This window comes from Kitasatospora sp. SC0581 (assembly GCF_048159585.1).
Taxonomy (GTDB): domain Bacteria; phylum Actinomycetota; class Actinomycetes; order Streptomycetales; family Streptomycetaceae; genus Kitasatospora.
In genome coordinates, this window is record NZ_JBLRWA010000043.1 from 1 (window position 1) to 20705 (window position 20705).

Sequence of the window (20705 nt, forward strand, 5' to 3'; positions counted from 1 at the left end):
GGACCGGCCGCGCGGATCTGATGGCGAGGGAGGACGCGACGGGCAACCTGTACATGTGGCGGGGTAACGGGGACGGTACTTTCGCCGGTCGGGTGCTGGTCACCGACGGGTGGGGTCCGTTCTCGCAGACGGTCGCCGGTGATTTCCGGGGGACCGGCCGCGCGGATCTGATGGCGAGGGAGGACGCGACGGGCAACCTGTACATGTGGCGGGGTAACGGGGACGGTTCCTTCGCCGGTCGGGTGCTGGTCACCGACGGGTGGGGTCCGTTCTCGCAGACGGTCGCCGGTGATTTCCGGGGGACGGGGCACGCGGATCTGATGGCGAGGGAGGACGCGACGGGCAACCTGTACATGTGGCCGGGTAACGGGGACGGTACTTTCGCCGGCCGGGTGCTCGTCACCGACGGGTGGGGTCCGTTCTCCCAGACGGTCGCCGGTGACTTCCGGGGCACCGGCCGCGCCGACCTCATCGCCCGCGACGACACCTACGGCGTCCTCGACGAATGGACGAACACGGGCGGAGCCTCCTTCTCCCACGCCCTCCGGCTCACCGACGGCTGGTGACCGGCCGGTCGGCCCCGTCCAACTCCTCCGACTCGTCCTGCCCGGCCAATGCGCTTGCACGGGACCACCGTTCGCAGCGGCGGCCCACCGGGCGGGGCGGCTCGCCGACGGCGAGGAGGGCGGCCACCACCGCACCGACCCCGGCGCGGCGGTGGCCGCCCTACGCCCGACGTGGAACGGGTCGCCTCCCAGAGGAAGGCCCTGGCGGACCTCCAGAGCAAGGCGGGACGCGTCCTGTCCGGAGAGAACGCCGACCGCTTGGCCTCCGCCGTACAGCACCTGGTAGCCGTGCTGACCGCCGTCGGTATCGACTGGCAGCCGCCCGAGCCCCCGGCTGGCGAGAGCAAGAACCTGGCCACGGCGGCCCTCAAGCCGAACGAGATCAGCGCGGCCCTCGCGCTGTTCGCCGATGCCCGGGCCGAACCGAGTTGGTGATCACCGGCTGGTGCCGTACAGTCGGGAGCACGACGCGGGGTGGAGCAGCTCGGTAGCTCGCTGGGCTCATAACCCAGAGGTCGCAGGTTCAAATCCTGTCCCCGCTACCACGAACGCCGAAGGGGCGGACACAGTCACGTGTCCGCCCCTTCGGCGTTCCTCGACCTCTACTGAAGGCGCCGGTTCTTCGGTGCGCCAGCACGCCGGTTGACCTGTTGATCGGGGGATTCCAGCCGGTCCCGGACGCGGCGGCGGAGATTGCCGATGGCGAGCCGCCGAGCCGCTCGGCCAGGTCGGTCGGCGAGTGATTGCCCCGGCCGAGCTCGGCGCTCCGGTAGGTGTCGCGGGCGATCGTTTCCAGGTCGACAATGGCCCACGTCGCCAGTACCCGGTAGCCCTCCCGCACCCGGAACTGGGCTTCGATCGCCCGGATTCCCGAGCGTGCGGCTGGCGGCGAACGGGGTTCCGGCGGCGTCGGGAGGCGCAGTGAGCGGGCGGTTGCGCTGGACGCTGCCGCCGCGACCGGGGAGGAAGCGGTGGCCGGCTCCCGTGCTCGGGCTGCGCGACATCGGCCGGTTCGCCGTGGCGGGTTGCGGGTCCCGGTTGACCTGCTGCGGCTGGAAGAGTGCCCTCCCGCCGAGGGGCGGTGGCGAGGCGTGCCCCGGGCGGGCCGGGGCACACCTGCGGGAGTCCGGTGTCAGCAGGCCACCACGGTGGAGACGGTGGCGGTCGAGGCGGGCCAGCCGGGCTGGTTCACCGAGAAGGTGCTGCTGACGGTGGCGCCGCACGGGGCGTTGGAGAAGACGCTGCCGACCTGGTTCGAGCCGGCCTGGACGAGGACGGTCGGGTTGACGGGGGCGAGGGGGGCGCCGCCGACGACCGTGCCGGAGACGGCGAAGCCGACGGACTGGGGCTGCCAGGACGGGTCACCGGCCGTGGCCACCCCGTAGAAGCGGACCTGGTTGCCGGTCACCTCGACGCAGGCCCGGGTCAGCAGCGGACCGGGCGCGCCAGGGGTGCCGCAGGTCACGACCGCGCCGACCGGCCCGGCCGGCGCGGCCGGCGCGGCGGCGGCCCCCTGGGCGGTGGCCAGGGTGGTTAGGGTCGCGGCGGCGGCAACGACGGCGATGACGGTGGTCTTCATGGGTGTCTCTCCTCGGGGCAGGGATAGGAGGATGGGCGGAATGTGAAATGTCACATTCCGCTGGTGCCAGCATGGCAGTCCCCCGCACCCCGGGGTGCGGCATCCGGGAAGAAGGCGACCTTTCGCGGGTATCGGCCACCGAATGACCGGAATGGCCTGTCGGTGATCGCGCAAACCCCTGGCCCGCCCCTCCCGGGAGGCCGAACCCCCGACCGGGAAAGCAGAGTTCGGCGCCGACGGGTGCGGGGCACGTAGCCCTCTCGCACCCGCACTGCACCGCGGCCGGAGCGGTCGCCGGCGACGGCGGTAGCTGACGGCGCGGCGGTCGCCGCCAGTGTTCAACTCCTCTGCCTGGGAAGGGACTTGCCGACCGGTCCAGGCATCGCCTTGCGAGGCCGCCGCGTACAAGTCCGCCAGCCGCCCGGTGCTCGGCCGGCTCGCGGCCAGCGCCGACCCCACCCCGTACGACGGCTGACTGCGCGGGTACATGGCCGTGGTGGGCGTCGCCCGCGGTAGCGGCGGGGGAGTGGTGGTGGTGTGAGAGTCCCGCTGGATCGGCGCCGCCCCCACGGCCTGCCCGTCGTCCGGGAGCCGCCTGTCCAGACCGATGCCTGGGCATCGCGCTGCACCCGGTCCGGGCGACGGTGGCATGAGGGGTCAGGGGTCGGACGGTGCCGGCCGTGTTCCCCCGGGATTTGTGAAGGCCGGGGCGCCGTCGGGGGCGGCGTGGCAGGATCGGCGGCACAGTCACTTTGAGGGAGAGTTTTGTGGCTCTGAGTCACGATGAGTGGGTGCTGCTGGAGGCCGTCGCTGCCGAGAGTTCGGGCTGGCTGACCGGGGAGCTGCCTCTGCAACGCCGGATCGCGGAGCACGGGACCGTGCGCCGGCTCGTCGGAGCGAAGGTGTGCGAGTTCGCGAGTCCCGAACTGCTCGACGGTCTCGCCGTCGGCGAAGCCCGCCCGGCGTGGGCAGTTCGCGTAACCGGCCTGGGGCAGGACCTGCTGCGCTACCGGGCCCTGCGGGACCGTCCAGCCGAGCAGCCCGTCGTACCGGTGGACGACTGCGTGCCGGACACCACGATCAGCGTGCGTGCCTTCGACATGCCCCTTCTCCACGCCGTCCGCGAGGAAGCGAAGGCCGGCCTCCTCCCCGGGGTCGACGCCGACCTGCTGGGCGCGGCGATCGCCAGGGCGCGGACCGTAGAGGGCTCCAGTCGGCGCAGCGTGGACGTCACCGAGGCAGAGCTCGCCGTGATCCTGAAGGTGTTCTATCTGGAGTCCCTGTGGGGTGGCGGTGCTGCCGGCTACCGGCACGTCCTGCGCTCGTCGCCTCTGGCAAACGCCTTGAGGCCCGATCCGTACCGCCCGGAGGCGACCGTTGTGCGGCCTCGCGCCGCTGATTCCGCCGCGCTGGCCCGCTAGGGCCGGGTGGGTTTCTCCGTGATGCCGATGCCGGTGGCGACCCGGGCGAGGACGTCTTCGGCCTGGTGGTCGCCGACGTAGGCCGGGACGGTGGTCGCCGCGTTCCGGACGGGTGTGCCCAGGTCCTCTCCCAGGCCCTTCGCGGTACCCGCGGATGCCCGCAGGTCCGCTGGTCGGACCGGCGGGCACGGGTGGAATTCAAACAGAATGCCGGACCCTGTTGACCGTGGGACTGATGTTATTCGAGGCTTTTATTCGCCGATTCTAAACATTCGCACCGGTGTTTAAATTGCCGCTTCCTGTTTCTATTCTCCGGATATGGCGAACGGAGTTTTCCACACCGCGTACGGCATCGAGATCAACCTGACCATGCCCGACCTCGGCCATCCGGGTCGGCCCGGCCTGCTGGAGGAGGTCACCACCCCGATCGACCGGCGCGAGCGCGAGCTCCTGGAGTGCCTGGAGCACCACGGTGACGGCGCCTGCCAGGCCGAGGAGGACGGCCGGTCCCCGTGGATGACGATCCGCCGCCGGACGGTCGGCGGCCGCACCGTCTGGGTGGCCGCCCACCTGCCGGTGCGCCACACCCCCACCCCGGAGGAGAGCGCGAAGCACCAGGCGATGAAGGAGCGGATCGCCCGGGCCGCCGAACGCCACGGCCACCGGGCCGAGATCGAAGCCCGCGCGACCGACGGCCGGATCCGCACCGACGTCCTCGTCACCGGCGACAATGGCCGGCGGATCGGATGGGAGGCCCAGTACTCGCCGATCACCGCCGACACCGTCCGCCGCCGCTCCCGCGCCGCCGCCGAGCACGGGATCGTCCCGCTGTGGGTGACCGACACCGACCGCTCCGCCGTCGTCGAGCGGGCACCCTGGGCCCGGGTCGACGACTTCAGCTGGAAGGAGATCGCCTCCCCGCTCGCCATGGTGGTGCGCGCCGGGGTGCGGCACCTGCAGCAGTGGAAGTGCCTGCCGAGCAGCGTGCGGCCCTGCCCGGTCAACGGCAGCTCCTGCGGGCGCTTCCACGCCGAGTGGTTCCTGCCCGCGCTGTGCCTGCCCGCGAAGGCACCCACCGAGGTCGACCAGCTCGTCGTCGCCAGCGCGGACGGCGAGTTCGTGCCGATGCGCATCCCCGACCAGCACGACCCGCGCTCCGTCTCCCGGATGTGGGTGCCCGCGGTCGATCGGGACCGCTGGCACGACATGTTCGGCCCCGACGAGGACGAGGACTCCCCGGCCGAACCCGGGGCCGGGGACGCCGGCATCACCTACACCCGCCAGGAACTCGACGCGACCTGCCGCTACGGCGAGGAGACCTTCACCTTCAACGACCCCCGGCCCCGGCACGGGAACTCCGCGGGCACCGGCCTGCACACCTTCGACGAGGTCCCCGAACGGCTGTTCACGGTGCCCCGGCAGGACCGCCGGCTCGACGCCACCGAGACCCAGCGCCGCGAAGCCGCCCTCGCCCACGGCTGCGAGCCTTGGCAGATCGGCCCGTGCGCCGGCTGCGGGACACCGATCCGCCGCTACGGCGACACCGGCGTCCACGCCTGCGAGGCCTGCCGGGCGAGGACCGCCCGACGGTGAGCACCAGGACCAGCACGGTCGGCTTCCACAGGACCGCCCGGGGGCTCGGGGGCACGCGGCGGGCGGGGCGAGGCCGTCCCTCCGCCACCCGATACCACCTACCGTGCAGCCGGCCCCCTCGGACGGGCCGTAGTCGCTGCCGGTGCGGGCGACGCTCTCCCGGGCCCCGCGCCCGCCGAGCAGCGCGGCCCGGGTGGCGAAGTCCGGCAGCAGCAGGCGCGGCGCCCGGCGTCCGTACAGCGCGGTCAGCAGTCCTGCCCCGTCGGGCCCCGGCGGTGTGCCACCTGGCGCTGCCGCCGCGTTCAGGGGGTGTCGGCGGCGCAGCTCGCGCAGCAGTCGGTGTCCGGCGAGGGTGCGGGCCGGGGCACAGAGCAGTCGAGTGGGAGTACGTGGTCGGTGACGGAGCAGTGCGGTATCCGTGAAGTTCGACCTCCCGATTCCCAGTAGCCATCGGACGATAGGGTTCCGTCCATGGAGTTCCAGGTCCTCGGCCCCGTGTCGGTCAGCGGGAGCGACGGGCCGTTGCCGCTCGGGCCCGCCAAGCGGCGAAGCCTGCTCGCGATGCTGTTGCTGCGGGCCAATGTCGCGGTCTCGGTCGACACGCTCACCGAGGCGCTGTGGGACGACGAACCTCCCCTGCACGCGCGCACCGTGATCCAAGGCCATGTCTCGCGCCTGCGGGCACTGTTGGCGGGCGTCGACGCATCGGCGTACGGCGTCGAGCTGAGCACGCGCGGCTCCGCGTACCACCTGGAACTGCCGGAGACGCTGCTCGACGCCCACCGCTTCGACGGCCTGGTGGCGCTCGCCCGCCGTGCCACCGACCCCGGTGACCGGGCCGCGCTGCTCACCGAGGCGCTCGCCCTGTGGCAGGGCCCCGCGCTGGCCGGCGCCTACCCGTCGCCGCTGCTGCGCTCCGCCGCGCACACCTTGGACGAGGCGCGGCTCGCCGCGGTCGAGCTGCTCGCCGACACGTACGTCGCGGGCGGCGAACACGAGCGCGCTGTCCAGCTGTTGCGGCCGGAGACCGGGGCCCATCCGCTGCGCGAGCCGCTGGCCGCCCGACTGGTCGAGGCGCTGCACCACGCGGGGCGTTCCTCGGAGGCCCTGGACGTCTACCACCACGCCCGCCAGGTCCTCGCCGACCAGCTCGGCGCCCGCCCGGGCGCCGAGCTGACCGCCGCCTTCACCGTCGCTCTCGGCCCCGAAAGCGCCCCCGCGGTCCGGGCAGATGCGCCCCAACCCGTCCTGGAGTCAGTGCAGTTCCGGCCCAACCTGCTGCCCCGTACCCCGCGCGGATTCCACGGCCGCACCGTCGAGAGCGCCGCGCTGACCGCGGCCGCGGCCGGACCTGACGGGCCGGTCGTCGTGGTCACCGGGCCCGCCGGGGTCGGCAAGACCGCGCTGGCCGTGCGCTGGGCGGCCGACCGGCACTCCGACTTCCCCGACGGGACGCTCTACGCCGATCTGCGCGGGTTCAGCGACACCTCGGACCCCGAACCGGCCGAGCTGCTGCGGGAGTTCCTCGTCGCTCTCGGCGTTCCACCGCGCCGGATGCCCGAGTCGGCGGACGCCGCCGGTGCCCTGTTCCGCTCGCTCACCGCCGAACTGCGCCTGCTCGTCGTCCTCGACAACGCCCGTACCTCCGCCCAGGTGCGTCCGCTGCTGCCCACGGGACCCGGCTGCGTCACCGTCGTCACCAGCCGTGCCCGCCTCGCCGGTCTCGTCGCCTCCGACGCCGCCCGCGTCCTCGCCCTCGACGTCCTCGCCACCGACGACAGCGTGGCCCTGCTCACCCGTCTCCTCGGCGAGCACCGCACCGCCGCCGATCCCCAAGCGGCCCGGCGTACAGCCGAGTTGTGCGGCGGGCTGCCGCTCGCGCTGCGGGTCGCCGCCGCTCGGCTCGTGGAACTCCCCGCCCTCGGCCTCGCCTCCTTCGCCGACCGGCTCGCCGACGAGCGCCAGCGGCTCGAGCTGCTCGCCGCCGAAGACATCGGCGTCGCCTCCGCGCTGCGGCTCACCACCGCCCACCTCCCCGCCGACGCGGCGCAGCTGTTCACCGCGCTCGGCCATCACCCGGGCACGCACGTCGACCGGTTCAGCGCCGCCGCGCTCGCCGGCACGACCCCGCCGGACGCGGCCCGCGCCCTCGACCGCCTGGTCGCCGCGCACCTGGTCACCGAGACCGCCCCCGGCCGCTACGTCCTGCACGACCTGGTCCGGCTCTACGCGCGTGGCCAGAGCCGCGACCCGGCCGCCCGCGCCGCGGCCCGGCTGCGCCTGTACGACCACTGCGTGGCGACCGCGCTGTCCGCGTCCGAGGCCGCGGAACCCGGCGGAGAGCCCGCCTTCGTGCAGCCCGATGACTTTCAACAGCCGCCCGCAGTACGTGACTTCACCAGCCGGGAGGAGGCGCTCGGCTGGTTCGCCGCCGAACGCGACGACCTCGCCCTGATCGCCGCCGCGGCCCGCGCCGAGGACCGGCCCGAGCGGGCCTGGCGGATCGCGGTGACCCAGTGGCCGCTCGTGGTCTGGCGGGTCCTCGCCGACTGGGCGCCCACCCTGGAGGCCGCCCTCGCCGACGCCCGCGCCTGCGCCGACCCCTATGCGGAGGCCCGCGTCCTGACCCTGCTCGGCTGGGTGCTCGCCGAGGAGGGCCGCACCGCCGAGGCCGTCCGGCACCTGCGCGTCGCACCCGAACTCGCGGCCTGCGCAGGCGACGTACTCGGCGAGGCCACCGCCCTGGTGAACCTCGCCGCGGCCCTCCCCGACGACGAACCCGGCGCCGCCGAAACGGCCTGCACCCGAGCCCTCGCCCTCGCCACCGAGGCCGACGACGCGCACACCCGGATGCTCGCGCTCCAGCACCTGGCCCGCATCCACCTCGGCGCGGGCCGCCACCGGCAGGCGTACGAGGCGGCCGAGGTGGCGCTCGGCCTCGGCCCGGAGCACGAGGCGGTCGCCCGGCGGGTGCTCCTGCGCACCTGGCAGGGCGAGGCGCTGGCCGGGCTCGGCGACACCGTGGCCGGGCGGCGCTGCCTAACGCAGGCCGCGCTCGAGGCCGAGCGGACCGGCTACGACGCGGGCGCCGTTACCGCGCTCGATGCCCTGCTGCACATCGCCGACCAGGACGCACTGCCCGAACTGCGGCGCCGGCACGCGGCGGCACACGCCAGGATCCTGGCGCGTTAGCCAGGCGTTAGGACCGCCGCCGCGCTCGTTAGTGATCTGCCAGCGCGCCGCAACACCCTCGTTCCTGCAAGGGGAAGCGACCTCGTACAGGATCGCGACCCACGAACGAGAATCGGGGGAACCAGCCATGCGCACCACCACCCGTCCCACCCTGCTCGCCGTCGGCGCCGTCGCCGCGCTCGCCCTGTCCCTGACCGCCTGCAACGACGTCAGCGGCACGCAGGACAGTGGCGCCGCCGGCACCAGCGCGTCAGCAGCCGCCCCGTCGGGTTCCACCTCGGCGTCGGCGCCGGCTGCGGCCTCGGCATCGGCTGCGGCCTCGGCGCCGTCCGGGGGCAAGACGAGCACGAGCGGTGGAGGCAAGACGTCCTCCGGCACCGGCGGGGGCGGCGTCACCGCGGCCTGCACGACCAAGAACACCTCGGTGGCGTTCCTCCAGTCCTCGGGCCACGCCAGTGACGCGCAGCCCGCCGCCGCGACCCTCAAGATCACCAACAGCTCGGGTGCCCCCTGCACCATCGTCGGCCCGACGACCGTGGTCGCCGCCGACGACCAGGGCAAGGCGAGCCCGGTCTCGGGGGACAACTCCACGGCCGGCTCGGCAGCGGTCGACATCCCGGCGGGCGCCGCGGTGGTGGCGGACGTGCTGTACAACGACGTGAACGGCGAGGGCACCGCGTCGGCCCGTTACACGTGCGCGGTGCAGGCGTCCCACGTCAAGGTCGCGCTGCCCAAGGACGCGGGCACCACGGTGAACGTCATGAAGGCGAACGGCTCGCCGGGCGGCGTCTTCAGCGTCTGCGGCACCGAATTCAAGGTCGGGGCCTTCGCGGCACGGTAGCGCCTGGCGCGGCCCCGTCCGTTCGCACGAGCCTCGGCATGACGGCGTGGATCAGGCGCCGGTGTAGGCAGGTGCCAGGCCGGGGCCGGCCTGATCGTCGGGTGGGGGAGAGCCGGCGGGCCGTGCCGGCGTGATCGGCCGGCGACGTACGACAGGGACAGGGCGGGCGGGATGAGCGAGCACGGCCGACGACGGCCGCACCGCACGGTGGACCGGATCGTGTGGATCCTGGAGGCCGCCGCGCGGGCGCCGGGCGGGGTGACCGTGGCCGAGTTGGCGCGGGCGGCCGGGGCACCGGCGAGTTCGGTGCAGGACCTGGTCAACGGACTCGTCGCGACGGGGTTCCTGCTGGAACAGCGCCGGCGCTTCCGGCTCGGGCCCGCCCCGCACGTCCTCAACCTCATCGCCGGCCGGGTCGTCCCGCGGATCAGCCAGGACGAGCTCAACGAACTGAGCCGCGTCGCGGGTACCCCGGTGCTGCTCACGGTGCGGGTCGGGCTCGACGCCGTGCACCTGGCGCGCGGCGGCGAGGACGAGATCCCCCGCCTCCTGCCGCTGGCCGACGAGCACATGGCCCGGCCGCTCCTGCGCACCGCCGCGGGCCGTCTGCTGCTGGCCCTCACCGACGAGGCGGAGCGCCGCGGGCTGCTCGACGAGCTTGCCCGCCACGACCCCGAGGCGGTCGCCGAGTTCCGCCGCGCTCTTCCGGGGATCCGGGCGTCGCGGATCAGCCGCAGCGAGGGTCTGGCCGATCCCGAGGTCAGCGCGCTCGCGATCCCCGTCACCGACGGCCCCGTCGTCACGGGTGCCCTCGTTCTGACGCACCGGCGCCGTGGCCGCTCGGAGCGGCTGAGTCTGGACCGGGCGGCGGCCCGGCTCCTCGCGCACATCCAGGAGGGGCGGACGTGACGTCCGCACCGGTTCACGGATATCCGTGAACGCGGGCGCTCGTGCCGTGTCGGGAACGAACATCCCGGCATGACTTCGAACCCGCTGACCACGGCCGGGCCGACGCCTCCGCCGTCCACCGCCGAGATCGTCCTTTGGCTGCTGCACACGCTCGGCGACCCCGATCCGGCCCGGGGGGCCGAGGACGTCACCGTCGTCGGGGCGGATCCCCTGGTGCCCTCGGTGCACCGCCTCGCCGACGCCATGTCCGCCGCGATCGGTGTCTTCGGGCGGCAGACGGCGGCGGTCGGCGAACAGCGCGGCCACCCGCACCAGAGGGTCGAGGTGCAGGCCGGGGCCGCGATCGACCAGCTCATGGCGACGTACCACACGACGCTCTCGGGACGCCCGCTCCTCTCCCTCCTCGACGACCCGACCCTGCTCGGCAACAGCGACTTCTACCGGGCGCGCGACGGCCGGTGGATCTTCATCATCACCACCTATCCGCATCTGCGGGACGCGGTCCACTCCGTGCTGAGGTGCGGGCTCGACAAGGTGGGGATCGCGCAGGCCGTGGCCGGCTGGGACGCCTTCACGCTGGAGGAGGTCGTCTGCGCGCGGGGCGGCGTCGCCTGCGCGGTGCGCAGCCGGGACGAGTGGCTCGCGCACCCGGCGGGGCGGTACGTCGCACAGCGCCCGGTCGTCGAGATCGAACGTGTCGGCGACGGACCGGTCCGGCCGCTGGAGCCGATCGGGGCGGCGGACGAGGCGCTCGCGGGCGTACGGGTGCTCGATCTCACCCACGTCATCGCGGGTCCCGTCGCGGCGCGGCTCCTCGCCCAGTTCGGCGCCGACGTGCTGCACCTGTCGCGTCCCGACCGCCCCGACCCGATCCCGATGATCGCGATGACCGGCGGCGGCAAGCGCAACGCCTACTGCGACCTGCGCGACGACCACGACCGTGCGGCCTTCCACGACGCGCTCCAGGACGCGGACGTCTTCGTCCACGCCTACCGGGGACTCGCCCGGCACGGGGCGTCGACCGAGGAACTCGTCCGGCGCCGCCCCGGACTCATCACCCTCGAATACCACGCCTGGGGCGCCGACGGTCCGTGGGGCGAGCGCGGCGGGTTCGACCAACTCGCCTGCTCGGCCACCGGATTCGCCGTCGAGGAGTGGACCGACCGGCCGTCGCTGCCGCCGACGTACCTGCTCAACGACTACCTCGCCGCCTACCTCGGGGCTGCCGCCGTCGCAACCGTCCTGCGCCGACGTGCGGCGGAGGGCGGCTCGTGGCGGATCCGCGTGACCCTGGCCGGGGTGTGCCACTGGGTGCGAGAACTCGGTCTGCTCGCGCGGGAGGACGTACTCGGCCTGCCCCGGCCCGGGCGCGCGCCGCTTGCCGCGCTGTCGACCACGGAGACGGACTTCGGCCCGCTCACCGAACCGGCGACACCGTTCGCGTACAGCGGGCGCACGGTCCCCCAGCCCGGCCGGCGGACCCCGCTCGGGTCCGCTGCGCTCCAGTGGCGCTAAGCCACTTCTGCGCGACCAGCCCTGGCAACCGGAACCGCTACCCCGTGCCGACCGATGCGGCGAGTCCTTTCGCATCCGCCTCGTCGGCAGCACGGGTCCGCGGCCGCCCGTACCGCACCACCGTTCACCCACCCCACCCGACACCCCAGGAGGCACAGCCCGATGTCCGAGCAGCCGAGCGGCCCGTCCGGCCGGGGACTCCTCGCCGGAGTCCGCGTCATCGAACTGGCCAGCGTGATCATGGCTCCGTACGCCGCCCAGCAACTGGGAGACCTGGGCGCCGACGTGATCAAGGTCGAGCCGCCCAGCGGTGACATGACGCGCCACTACCCGCCCCAGCGCCACCCCGGCATGGGCGGCGCGGCACTCAACCTGAACCGCAACAAGCGCAGCGCCGCCATCGACCTCAAGGCCCCGCACGGCCGCGACGCCCTGCTCGCCCTGCTGCGCACCGCCGACGTCCTCATCACCAACCTGCGCCCGCAGGCCCTGGCGAAGCTCCGCCTCGGCTACCACGACGTCGCGGCCGTCAACCCCGGCCTGATCTACGCCAACGCCCAGGGCTTCCGCAGCGACAGCCGCTACGGCACCCACGCCGCGTACGACGACATCATCCAGGCGGCCAGCGGCCTGGTCTGGCTCAACCACCAGGTCTCCGGCCAACCCCACTACGTTCCCACCGTGCTGGCCGACAAGATCTGCGGCATGCAGATCGCCCAGTCGGTCCTGGCCGCGCTGCACCACCGGGAGCACGGCGGCACCGGACAGCACATCGAGGTCCCGATGGCCGACACCATGCTCGCCTTCAACCTGGTCGAGCACCTGGGCGCGGCCGCCCTGGAGACCGACGGGGCGTTCGGCTCGCCGCGCTCGCTCAGCCCGCAGCGCCGCGCCCTGCGCACCGCTGACGGCTGGATGTGCATCCTGCCGCAGAGCGACCGCAACTGGCGGGACTTCACCGCCTTCGTGGGCCGCCCCGAACTGGCCGCCGACCCGCGCTTCGCCACCGGCCCCGACCGGGCCCGCAACGCCGACGCGTTCTATCCCTTGCTCGCCGGACTGACAGGACACCACACCAGTGCCCAGTGGCAGGAGTTCTGCGACCGGGCGGGCATCGCGGCCGCCCCCGTGCTCGACCTGGCCTCCGCCGCCACCACCGCCTACGCCCGCGAGGGCGGCCTGCTGCGCGAGGCCGACCACCCCACCGAGGGCCGCTACCGGGTCATCGGCCTCCCGGTCCGCTACTCGGCCTACCCGGAGCCGGAGCTGCGGCCCTGCCCGGCCATCGGCCAGCACACCGAGGAGGTCCTCCGCGAAGCCGGCTTCGACCCTTCCCTGCTGCACCCCACAGGCTGACCGAACTCCCGTACCGAGAAGAAGCCAACCGCTCGTTCACCAGCCCAGGAGCGAATGAACCATGTCGCCTTCAACGCCTTCACCGATGGCATTCCCCGACGTCGTCCTGCCCGAATCGGCCCGCCGGCTCCGTACCGAGGTCCGCGCCTTTCTCGACGAGGAGCGCGCCCGCGGCACCGTACTCGGCCGCCCCGACTCCTGGCTGGCCGGCTGGGACCCCGACTTCAGCCGCCGCCTCGCGGAGCGCGGCTGGGTCGGCATGGCCCTGCCCGTCGAGTACGGCGGCGCCGGCCGCGGCTTCCTGGAGCGCTACGTGGTGATCGAGGAACTGCTCGCCGCCGGCGCCCCGGTCAGCGCCCACTGGGTCTCCGACCGGCAGACCGGCCCGTCCGTCCTCCAGCACGGCACCGAGGAGCAGCGCCGCTTCTTCCTGCCCCGGATCGCCGCCGGGCAGTGCTTCTTCTCCATCGGCATGAGTGAGAAGAGCAGCGGCTCCGATCTCGCCTCGGTCGCCACCCGTGCCGAACGGACCGCCGACGGCTGGCGGTTGACCGGTACCAAGATGTGGACCGGCGGCGCTCACGTCAACGACTACGCCATCGTCCTCGCCCGCACCGATGAGGCCGAGGACAGGCACGCCGGCCTCAGCCAGTTCATCGTCGACCTGCGCGCCCCGGGCGTGCGGGTCGAGCCGATCCGGCTGATGAGCGGCGAGCACCGCTTCAACGCCCTCCACCTCGAAGGCGTCGACGTCCCCGACGGCATGCTGCTCGGGCAGCGGGGCGACGGCTGGAAGCAGGTCACCGGCGAACTCGCCTTCGAACGCAGCGGCCCCGAACGCTACCTGTCCACCTTCCCCCTGCTGGTCTCCCTGCTCCGCGAACTGGAGCAGCGCCCCGCGACGGCCGAACAGCTCACCCAGGTCGGCGTTCTGGCAGCGCGTCTGCACGGCATCCGCCGACTGTCCCTCGGCGTGGCCGCCGCCCTGGACACCGAAGCCTCGCCCGACACCCAGGCCGCCCTGGTCAAGGACCTCGGCACCCGCCTGGAGGGCACCCTGGTCGACACCGTCCGCAGCGTCCTGCCGACCACCGCCGACCCGCACGCCACCCCCGGCAGCCACCCGGAACTGCTCGCCTTCGCCCTGCTGCACAGCCCCGGCTACACGCTGCGCGGCGGCACCAACGAGATCCTTCGCGGCATCATCACTCGCGGTCTGGAGCAGCACTGATGAACACCCACACGATCGACACCAGCACCCCCGTCATCTCCGCCGACGCCTACGACACCACCGCCTTCCACGCCGACGCGGACTCCATCGCCGTCGTCACCAACACGACCGCCCCGGACGCCGTAGCCCTCCCCGCCCCGGACGCCCCGACCGCCGAACTCCTCGCCGCCGCCCAGGAGGCAGGACGCCGCGCCGTCCCCGCCCCTCTCGCCGAGACCGCCCTGGTCGCCCGCCCGCTGCTGCGCCGCGTCGGCCTCCCCGTCCCCGACGGCCCGCTCAGCTACGCCATCGCGCCCGAGTTGACGATCCGTTACGCCCGTCCGGCCGCCTCCCCGGTCGGCTCGGCCGGCTGCCTGGGCGACGACGACACCCTGCTGGTCACCGGCACCCTGCGTCGCGTCCCCTGGGCCCGCACCGCCACCGCCGTCACCGTCCTGGCCGCCGCCCCCTCCGGACCTGTCCTGTTCACCCTCGCCCCCGACCGGGCCGTCCTCACCCCCGGCGGCAACCTCGCCGAGGAGCCCCGCGACGACCTGCACCTCGCCGCTCTCGAGATCCCCGCCTCGCAGGTCCGCCGGATCTCCCCGGAACTGCTCGACGAGGCCCGGCTCCGCGCAGCCCTGGCCCGGGCCGCCCTGATCGCCGGAGCCGCCGAACGCTGCGTGGAACTGACGGTCGCCCACACCACCGCCCGCACCCAGTTCGGCCGTCCGCTCAGCCGCTTCCAGGCCGTCAAGCAGGAGGAGGCGCGGCTCATCGAGGAGGCCGCCCTGGTACGCGCCGCCGTCCAAGCCGCCGCCACCCCCCTGGACACCGGCGGGGTGGCCGCCCACTTCGCCGTCGCCGCCGCCAAGACCCAGGCATCCGCCTCGGCCGCCGAGATCGCCCGCATCGCCCACCAACTCCACGGCGCGATCGGCATCACCCGGCTCAGCCCGCTCCACCTCGCCACCACCCGCCTGTGGTCCTGGCGTGACGAGGACGGTGACGAAACCACCTGGGCGCCCGCCCTGGCCCGGTCCGTCACCGCCGCCACCCTCTGGCCCACCCTCACCGCCACGCCCTGACCCCTCGCCCCGCGCCTGTCGTCATTCGCGGTGCTCGACAGGGTGGAGTGCCGCCCACGACTCGTCCCGTCTCCCCGTCGAGCACGGCGTCCGGGGCGCCGCCGGAGTTGCCGACCAGCACCGGCAGGCCGGCCGCCGCCGCTTCCAGGAACACGATGCCGAGCCCCTCCACGGGGAGGGCGTTGTCGAAGGCGGCGGCGCCCGGGGTGGAGGACGTGTAGATGACGACGCCGTCCGGGGCGAAGCGTTCCGTCATCGCGTGGACGAAGGTCTCGATCCCTCCCTGTCGGGGCGGGAAGTCGTTGGTGACCACGAGTGTGCGCGGCACGGTTCAGGCCCGGCGGCCCAGTCGCCGGAGCAGGGCGTGGGTCCAGCGCAGTCGGCGTCGGGGGGCGTGACGGCCGGTGGGGTGTTGCCGGGGGACGGCGACGGTGCGCATGCGGTCTCCTGGATCGAGGGAATCCGGGCGGAGCCGGACCCAGCCGACCAGGACGAACGGCACCACGAGGTAGCCGAAGCGGGTGGCCGGGGCCAGGCAGATGGCGAGGGCCAGCCCGAGGGCCAGCCGGTCGGAGGCGGCGACGACGGTCCGGGGCGGGTGGGTCAGGAGCGAGGTGCCCACCGCGGCCGCGGCCAGCGCCAGGAGGGCGAGGGCGAGCGCGCGGCCCCCGGGCACGTGGGCTGCCAGGAGATGACCGGGCAGCGGGCTGTCCGCGGGGGAGGCGGTGACGCCGGCGCCGGTGGGGAACAGAACCGTGTGCTCCAGGAGGGCACCCGGGGTCGCCAGTACGGACGGGATCACCACCGTCCCGGCGACGGCGACGGTGACGGCGAGGGCCCGCAGCGCCGCGCTCCGTCCCCGGACCGTCGCGAGCAGGACGAGCGCGACCGGGACGAGCGGCCAGGCCGTCCACTTCAAGGAGGCCGCCGCGCCCAGCGCCAGTCCGGTGCCGCCCGGCCGCCCGGTCCCGGCCAGCGCCAGCGCCAGGCACATCAGCGCGCTCACCGGCAGGTCCACCCCTCCGACGGCCAGTGGGAGGGCGACGGCGGGGAAAGCGGCGAGTGCCGCCAGCCCCACGCTTCCGCGACGCCCCGCGGTGATGCGGGCCGAGACGGCGATCACCGCGAGGAAGGACAGCGTGAACCACCAGCGCGCGTCGCCGGCGACCACGTCGCCCAGCAGCGCGTGTGGCAGGCCGAAGACCGCCATGCCGGGAAGGTAGGGGTTGTAGTCCGCGAGGGCGGCGGGCCGGTCGAGGTACGGAACGCCCGTGGACAGCAGTCGCTCACCCGAGCGCTGGACGACGTCGAGCTCCAGTTGCCCCTGGCCGCGCAGGACCAGCAGGACCAGCGGGACCAGAACCGACCCGGCCGCGGCCACCCGGACCGCCCGGCGCCGCCACACCCCCTGCCCGAGTCCGCTGAGCAGCGCGGCCGCCAGGTACCCCCCGGCCGCCGTCGCGCCCCACACCCGGTGAGGGCCGAGGGTCGATGCCAGGCCCAGTCCTCCGGCGAAGAGCGCGCACAGCGTCCAGGCGACGACGGGCGGCAGCCGGTGTGCCCGCCAGGCACCGGGCTCGGACGCGGTGTTGGAAATGGTGCGGTGCGTCAGCAGACGTGGTGCGCTCAACCGGCCCAGCCTCCTTGGTCGGGATGTGCACACCAGTCTCGGGATCCGGGAGGCCGGGATCGTCAAACCGGGATGCGATCCCGGGCGTCAACCCGTGGTATGACGCCAACCCCCGTTGTCAACCCGTCAGTTGACGACGATCACCGTCCTCTCCCGCAGAATCGGGGCATGAGTCCCGTGTGGCGCTCCGCGTTCGCCCACCTGTAGGCCTGGAGCCGTTCGGCCGCGTTCCCGTATGCCACCGGGGCAGTACCCGCGGTGGTCGCGGTCGTCGAGATCACGTCCGCCGACATCGGCTCCATGAACGGTTCTGGTCACGGCGGCGTGCGCGGTGGCACCGTTGCCGTGGCGCCGCACGCACCCCCGGCTCGCGCTCGTCCCGATGGCGGGGTTCCTGTTCGACTTCCTCTTCCGCCCCGAGCTTCTGCTGTCCGTGGCACTCACCGGTCTGATGAGCCTGTACGCCACGGCTCTCGACGACGACCCCGACGACACCCGTGGCCGACTCGCACAGCACACCGCCGGCCCACCGCGACGACTACGACTTCGGTGCCGGCACGGACATGTTCTTCACAGGACACCGACGTCCTCATGCTCTACAGCTCCCGCTTCGACGGCATCGAGGATCCCGATGGCGACGCCAACCGGCAGCCCGGTGTGGGGGACCTGCGCGCGGGGGCCTGGTTCGAACCGTTCGGGAACGTCACGGCCCGCGGCCCCCACCGGGGCTTCCACCGCTGAACGGCCGGCCCTGTGCCCCGGCTCGGGGGTGCGGTGGACCCGGACGCCGCACCCCCGATCGCGTAACGCGCGGGTCAGCGGGCGTTTCCGCGGGGCTTGAGGGGGAGGCCGGGGAGTTCGGGGGCGGGGAGGCGGTCGCCGGGGTAGCCCTGGACGGCGCCGAAGCGGTCGGTGGCGGCCTGCCACTCGTCGCGGGCCTGGACGATGTCCTCGTGGGAGCGTCCGATGAAGTTCCACCACATGACGATCTGCTCCTCGAAGGGCGTGCCGCCGAGCAGGACCAGGCGGGCGTCGGTGTCGCCGGTGTTGGTGAGGGTGAGGGTGTCGCGGCCGGGGGCGGCGTAGCCGAGTTCGGCGGGGCGCAGCGGGGTGTCGAGGAGGCGGACGTGTCCGCTGTCGACCAGCAGGCCGTGTTCGAAGGCGGGGTCGACGTCGAGGGTGACGGTGGCCCCGGGGTGCAGGGTCAGCTCGGCGCCGAGCAGGGGGGTGAAGGTGGGGACGGGGGAGGTGTCGCCGGCGAGGGTGCCGAGGAAGACCCGGGCCTCGCCGCCGTCCAGGGCGACGGGGGCGGGCACGTGGTGGTGGAAGTCGCGCCCGGTGTGCCGGTGCTCCTCGGGCAGGGCGACCCACAGCTGGACGCCGTGCAGGACGGTGGTGGCCGGGGTGGAGACCTCGGAGTGGGCGATGCCGCGGCCGGAGGTCATCAGGTTGACCTCGCCGGGCCGGACGTACGCGTGGACGCCGAGGCTGTCGCGGTGCTCGATCTCGCCGGTGAAGAGCCAGCTCACGGTCTGCAGTCCGGTGTGCGGGTGCGGGGCGACGTCCATGCCGCCGGTGCTGGTGACGTCGTCGGGCCCGTAGTGGTCGACGAAGCACCAGGCGCCGATCGTGCTGCGGGAGCGCTGGGGCAGGGTGCGGCGTACGGTCATCGCGCGCGGGCCGCCGAGCGGCACGTCCCGGGCGGGCAGGACCTCCACCCGCGGGTCGGCGGCGGGGGTGGCGGCGCGGTCGGTCTCGGCGGTGCTCACGGGTGGTCCCTCCCAGGTGCAATTAGTTCTATATTCAACTATCATGCCATGGCAGAGTGGCGCACGACAGCCCGATCAGCCTAAGGAGTCCAGGTGAGTGATGTGGCGGCGGTTCCGACGGACCGGCGGGTGTTCATCGACAAGCAGAGCCCCCAGGCGTACAAGGCGTTCCTGGCCGCCGCCGAGGCGGCGCGCGAGGTCGCGGCCGCGGCCGGACTGGACCGCCGGCTGATCGAGCTGGTCAACCTCCGGGTGTCGCAGATCAACGGCTGCGCCTACTGCCTGCACGTGCACACCAGGGCCGCGATCCGCGAGGGCGAGACCGCCCAGCGCCTGGGCGTGCTCGCGGCCTGGCGGGACACCGAGGTGTTCAGCGACCGCGAGCGCGCCGCGCTCGGCCTGGCCGAGGCGACCACCGCCCCGGCGGACGCGGCGCTCCAGGAGGCCGCGTACGGCGTGGCGCGCGAGGTGCTGAGCGACGAGGAGATCTCGGCGGCGGTCTGGGTGTCGATCGCCATCAACGCCTTCAACCGGGTGTCGATCCTGAGCAAGCACCCGGTCCGCCCGGCCCCGGCCCGGTAGCCGCGCGCGGTGGCGGCGCCGGCGGGGATGTACGCCTTCCGGTGGACGCCCTCCGTTGTCCGGTGTACGACCGGCTCCTCCCGGCGGGGGATGACGGACCGTCAACGGTGCGGCGAGGCTGGGCGACGAAGGCGAGGAGCTGCTCGCCGACTGCGAAGGTGGGTCGCATGGCACGTCGTACGTTTGTTTCCGCGCTGGTGGGGGCGGTCTGTCTGACACTGGCCGGGCCGGTGGTCTCCGCGGGTGCCGCCGGGGCCTCCGGGGCCGCCGACGCGCGGCCGGGCTCCGGCGACCCGAGGGCGGCGGCGCTGCGGGCGGTGACCGGTGCGGGCGCGGTCGGGGCGATCGCGGAGGTCAGGGACGGGAACGGGGTCTGGCGCGGGGCGTCCGGCGTCTCCGACCGGGCCACCGGCGCGCCGGTCCGCGCCGACGGGCGGTTCCGGGTCGGCAGCGTCACCAAGGTGTTCGTCTCCACCACGGTGCTCCAACTGGTCGGGGAGGGGCGGATCGGCCTGGACGAGCCGGTCGAGCGGTACCTGCCCGGGCTGGTCCCGAACGGCGACCACATCACCGTCCGTCAACTGCTCAGCCACCGCTCCGGGCTCTGGGACTCCACCAACGAGAAGGGCGGGGTGTTCCCCGACTGGACGGACGCGGCGGTCGTCCGGAACTGGCTGGACCAGGGCGGCCTGACCCGGCAGATCACCCCGGCCCAGGTGGTGGCCTCCTCGGTGGCGCACGCGCCCGACTTCCCGCCGGGCACCGGGTACGGCTACTCCAACGTCAACTACACCCTGCTCGGCATGATCATCGAGAAGGTGACCGGGCACGCCTACGCCCAGGAGGTCACCGCGCGCATCCTGCGCCCGCTCGGCCTCACCGACACGTACTTCCCGGGCACGGCCACCGGCATCCGGGGCCCGCACGCGCACGGCTACTGGACGGTGCCCGAGGGCCCCGGCCCGGCGGACCACAGCGACCGGGACGTGACGGTGGCGAGCGTCACCTGGGCGAACGCGGCCGGCGAGGCGGTCTCCACCCTCGGCGACCTGAACCGCTTCGACAAGGCCCTCCAAGGCGGCCGGTTGCTGCCGCCCGCGCTGCTGAAGGAGATGAACACGACGACCCCGATCGAGGTCGAGGGCGTGCCGAGCGGGCTGGGCTACGGGCTCGGGATGGCCAGCTGGCAGCTCTCCTGCGGTCCGATCTACGGGCACAACGGCTCGGTGTCCGGGTACAGCTCCGAGCTGTGGAGCTCGGGCGACCGGCAGGTGTCGATGTCCGTCACCCCGCGTGGTGGCGATGCTGAGCTCGTCGCGCAGATGCGGGCGGAGGTCGGCTTCCTGGAGCAGGCCTTCTGCGGCACCGGGAAGGCGACGGGCTCGGCGGTGCAGGGGCCGGCCGCCGTGATGCCGAAGCTGGGCTGACCGTCTGCCGTCACGTGGTTCCACCGC

At 73.8% G+C, this 20705-nt stretch carries 17 protein-coding genes, 1 tRNA gene and 1 pseudogene; 15 read left to right on the forward strand and 4 right to left on the reverse strand.

The genetic code is table 11. The annotated features are described in order from the left end of the window. Nucleotides 1-17: 17 nt before the first annotated feature. The 3 genes from ACLWS4_RS35245 to ACLWS4_RS35255 all read left to right on the forward strand — a co-directional run bounded on the left by ACLWS4_RS35245 (nucleotide 18) and on the right by ACLWS4_RS35255 (nucleotide 1111). On the forward strand, nucleotides 18-566 hold the full coding sequence (locus tag ACLWS4_RS35245; RefSeq protein WP_416876297.1) for an FG-GAP-like repeat-containing protein: 549 nt from the start codon (nucleotides 18-20) through the stop codon (nucleotides 564-566). 258 nt (nucleotides 567-824) lie between these two features. Then, a complete protein-coding gene (locus tag ACLWS4_RS35250; RefSeq protein ID WP_416876266.1) occupies nucleotides 825-1001 on the forward strand; it encodes a hypothetical protein in 177 nt (58 codons plus the stop codon). 33 nt (nucleotides 1002-1034) lie between these two features. After that, nucleotides 1035-1111, forward strand: a tRNA-Met gene (locus tag ACLWS4_RS35255). Between the two features lie 587 nt (nucleotides 1112-1698). Here ACLWS4_RS35255 and ACLWS4_RS35260 read toward each other — a convergent pair. Beyond that, complete coding sequence (locus tag ACLWS4_RS35260) at nucleotides 1699-2145, reverse strand: hypothetical protein (RefSeq protein WP_416876267.1); 447 nt, start codon at nucleotides 2143-2145, stop codon at nucleotides 1699-1701. Between the two features lie 791 nt (nucleotides 2146-2936). Here ACLWS4_RS35260 and ACLWS4_RS35265 point away from each other — a divergent pair. The 9 genes from ACLWS4_RS35265 (at nucleotide 2937) to ACLWS4_RS35305 (ending at nucleotide 15270) form a co-directional block, all read left to right on the forward strand. Next, nucleotides 2937-3566 carry a hypothetical protein gene (locus tag ACLWS4_RS35265; RefSeq protein ID WP_416876268.1) on the forward strand — a complete coding sequence of 210 codons (630 nt, stop codon included), beginning with the start codon at nucleotides 2937-2939 and terminating at the stop codon, nucleotides 3564-3566. Between the two features lie 318 nt (nucleotides 3567-3884). Continuing rightward, the gene (locus tag ACLWS4_RS35270) at nucleotides 3885-5159 is read left to right on the forward strand and encodes a hypothetical protein (protein ID WP_416876269.1); all 1275 of its coding nucleotides are present in this window, start codon (nucleotides 3885-3887) and stop codon (nucleotides 5157-5159) included. A 471-nt stretch (nucleotides 5160-5630) separates the two neighbouring features. Continuing rightward, nucleotides 5631-8351: a BTAD domain-containing putative transcriptional regulator gene (locus ACLWS4_RS35275; RefSeq protein WP_416876270.1), complete on the forward strand. Its 2721-nt coding sequence runs from the start codon at nucleotides 5631-5633 to the stop codon at nucleotides 8349-8351. Nucleotides 8352-8478: 127 nt separating this feature from the next. Continuing rightward, a complete protein-coding gene (locus ACLWS4_RS35280; protein ID WP_416876271.1) occupies nucleotides 8479-9192 on the forward strand; it encodes a DUF4232 domain-containing protein in 714 nt (237 codons plus the stop codon). A gap of 171 nt (nucleotides 9193-9363) precedes the next feature. Beyond that, nucleotides 9364-10101, forward strand: coding sequence for a helix-turn-helix domain-containing protein (locus ACLWS4_RS35285; protein WP_416876272.1), 738 nt, complete (start codon nucleotides 9364-9366; stop codon nucleotides 10099-10101). Between the two features lie 69 nt (nucleotides 10102-10170). After that, nucleotides 10171-11616: a CoA transferase gene (locus tag ACLWS4_RS35290; protein WP_416876273.1), complete on the forward strand. Its 1446-nt coding sequence runs from the start codon at nucleotides 10171-10173 to the stop codon at nucleotides 11614-11616. Between the two features lie 162 nt (nucleotides 11617-11778). After that, complete coding sequence (locus tag ACLWS4_RS35295) at nucleotides 11779-12972, forward strand: CaiB/BaiF CoA transferase family protein (RefSeq protein WP_416876274.1); 1194 nt, start codon at nucleotides 11779-11781, stop codon at nucleotides 12970-12972. Nucleotides 12973-13057: 85 nt separating this feature from the next. Then, the gene (locus ACLWS4_RS35300) at nucleotides 13058-14203 is read left to right on the forward strand and encodes an acyl-CoA dehydrogenase family protein (RefSeq protein WP_416876275.1); all 1146 of its coding nucleotides are present in this window, start codon (nucleotides 13058-13060) and stop codon (nucleotides 14201-14203) included. Then, a complete protein-coding gene (locus ACLWS4_RS35305) occupies nucleotides 14203-15270 on the forward strand; it encodes an acyl-CoA dehydrogenase family protein (protein WP_416876276.1) in 1068 nt (355 codons plus the stop codon). The genes ACLWS4_RS35300 and ACLWS4_RS35305 overlap by 1 nt, the downstream gene beginning before the upstream one ends. Nucleotides 15271-15319: 49 nt before the next feature. Here ACLWS4_RS35305 and ACLWS4_RS35310 read toward each other — a convergent pair. Together ACLWS4_RS35310 and ACLWS4_RS35315 are read right to left on the reverse strand one after the other, a co-directional pair. After that, a pseudogene (locus ACLWS4_RS35310) lies at nucleotides 15320-15448 on the reverse strand (glycosyltransferase); the annotation flags it as partial. Nucleotides 15449-15601: 153 nt separating this feature from the next. Continuing rightward, complete coding sequence (locus ACLWS4_RS35315) at nucleotides 15602-16900, reverse strand: glycosyltransferase 87 family protein (protein ID WP_416876277.1); 1299 nt, start codon at nucleotides 16898-16900, stop codon at nucleotides 15602-15604. Nucleotides 16901-17491: 591 nt separating this feature from the next. Here ACLWS4_RS35315 and ACLWS4_RS35320 point away from each other — a divergent pair. Continuing rightward, nucleotides 17492-17641: a hypothetical protein gene (locus tag ACLWS4_RS35320; RefSeq protein ID WP_416876278.1), complete on the forward strand. Its 150-nt coding sequence runs from the start codon at nucleotides 17492-17494 to the stop codon at nucleotides 17639-17641. 74 nt (nucleotides 17642-17715) lie between these two features. Here the strand turns inward: ACLWS4_RS35320 and ACLWS4_RS35325 are convergent, their stop codons facing one another. Then, nucleotides 17716-18669, reverse strand: a complete 954-nt coding sequence (locus ACLWS4_RS35325) for a pirin family protein (RefSeq protein WP_074002919.1) — start codon at nucleotides 18667-18669, stop codon at nucleotides 17716-17718. Between the two features lie 93 nt (nucleotides 18670-18762). Between ACLWS4_RS35325 and ACLWS4_RS35330 the strand changes: the two genes are divergently transcribed. After that, nucleotides 18763-19251, forward strand: coding sequence for a carboxymuconolactone decarboxylase family protein (locus ACLWS4_RS35330; RefSeq protein ID WP_074002918.1), 489 nt, complete (start codon nucleotides 18763-18765; stop codon nucleotides 19249-19251). Between the two features lie 167 nt (nucleotides 19252-19418). Beyond that, complete coding sequence (locus ACLWS4_RS35335; protein WP_416876279.1) at nucleotides 19419-20678, forward strand: serine hydrolase domain-containing protein; 1260 nt, start codon at nucleotides 19419-19421, stop codon at nucleotides 20676-20678. Nucleotides 20679-20705: the final 27 nt, after the last annotated feature.

What these genes read in the sequence shown, in the direction of transcription:
- ACLWS4_RS35260 (WP_416876267.1), bottom strand. Translation starts at nt 2,145, where the DNA reads ATGAAGACCACCGTCATCGCCGTCGTTGCCGCCGCCGCGACCCTAACC.
- ACLWS4_RS35270 (WP_416876269.1), top strand. Translation starts at nt 3,885, where the DNA reads ATGGCGAACGGAGTTTTCCACACCGCGTACGGCATCGAGATCAACCTG.
- ACLWS4_RS35275 (WP_416876270.1), top strand. Translation starts at nt 5,631, where the DNA reads ATGGAGTTCCAGGTCCTCGGCCCCGTGTCGGTCAGCGGGAGCGACGGG.
- ACLWS4_RS35280 (WP_416876271.1), top strand. Translation starts at nt 8,479, where the DNA reads ATGCGCACCACCACCCGTCCCACCCTGCTCGCCGTCGGCGCCGTCGCC.
- ACLWS4_RS35285 (WP_416876272.1), top strand. Translation starts at nt 9,364, where the DNA reads ATGAGCGAGCACGGCCGACGACGGCCGCACCGCACGGTGGACCGGATC.
- ACLWS4_RS35290 (WP_416876273.1), top strand. Translation starts at nt 10,171, where the DNA reads ATGACTTCGAACCCGCTGACCACGGCCGGGCCGACGCCTCCGCCGTCC.
- ACLWS4_RS35295 (WP_416876274.1), top strand. Translation starts at nt 11,779, where the DNA reads ATGTCCGAGCAGCCGAGCGGCCCGTCCGGCCGGGGACTCCTCGCCGGA.
- ACLWS4_RS35300 (WP_416876275.1), top strand. Translation starts at nt 13,058, where the DNA reads ATGGCATTCCCCGACGTCGTCCTGCCCGAATCGGCCCGCCGGCTCCGT.
- ACLWS4_RS35305 (WP_416876276.1), top strand. Translation starts at nt 14,203, where the DNA reads ATGAACACCCACACGATCGACACCAGCACCCCCGTCATCTCCGCCGAC.
- ACLWS4_RS35320 (WP_416876278.1), top strand. Translation starts at nt 17,492, where the DNA reads ATGCTCTACAGCTCCCGCTTCGACGGCATCGAGGATCCCGATGGCGAC.
- ACLWS4_RS35335 (WP_416876279.1), top strand. Translation starts at nt 19,419, where the DNA reads ATGGCACGTCGTACGTTTGTTTCCGCGCTGGTGGGGGCGGTCTGTCTG.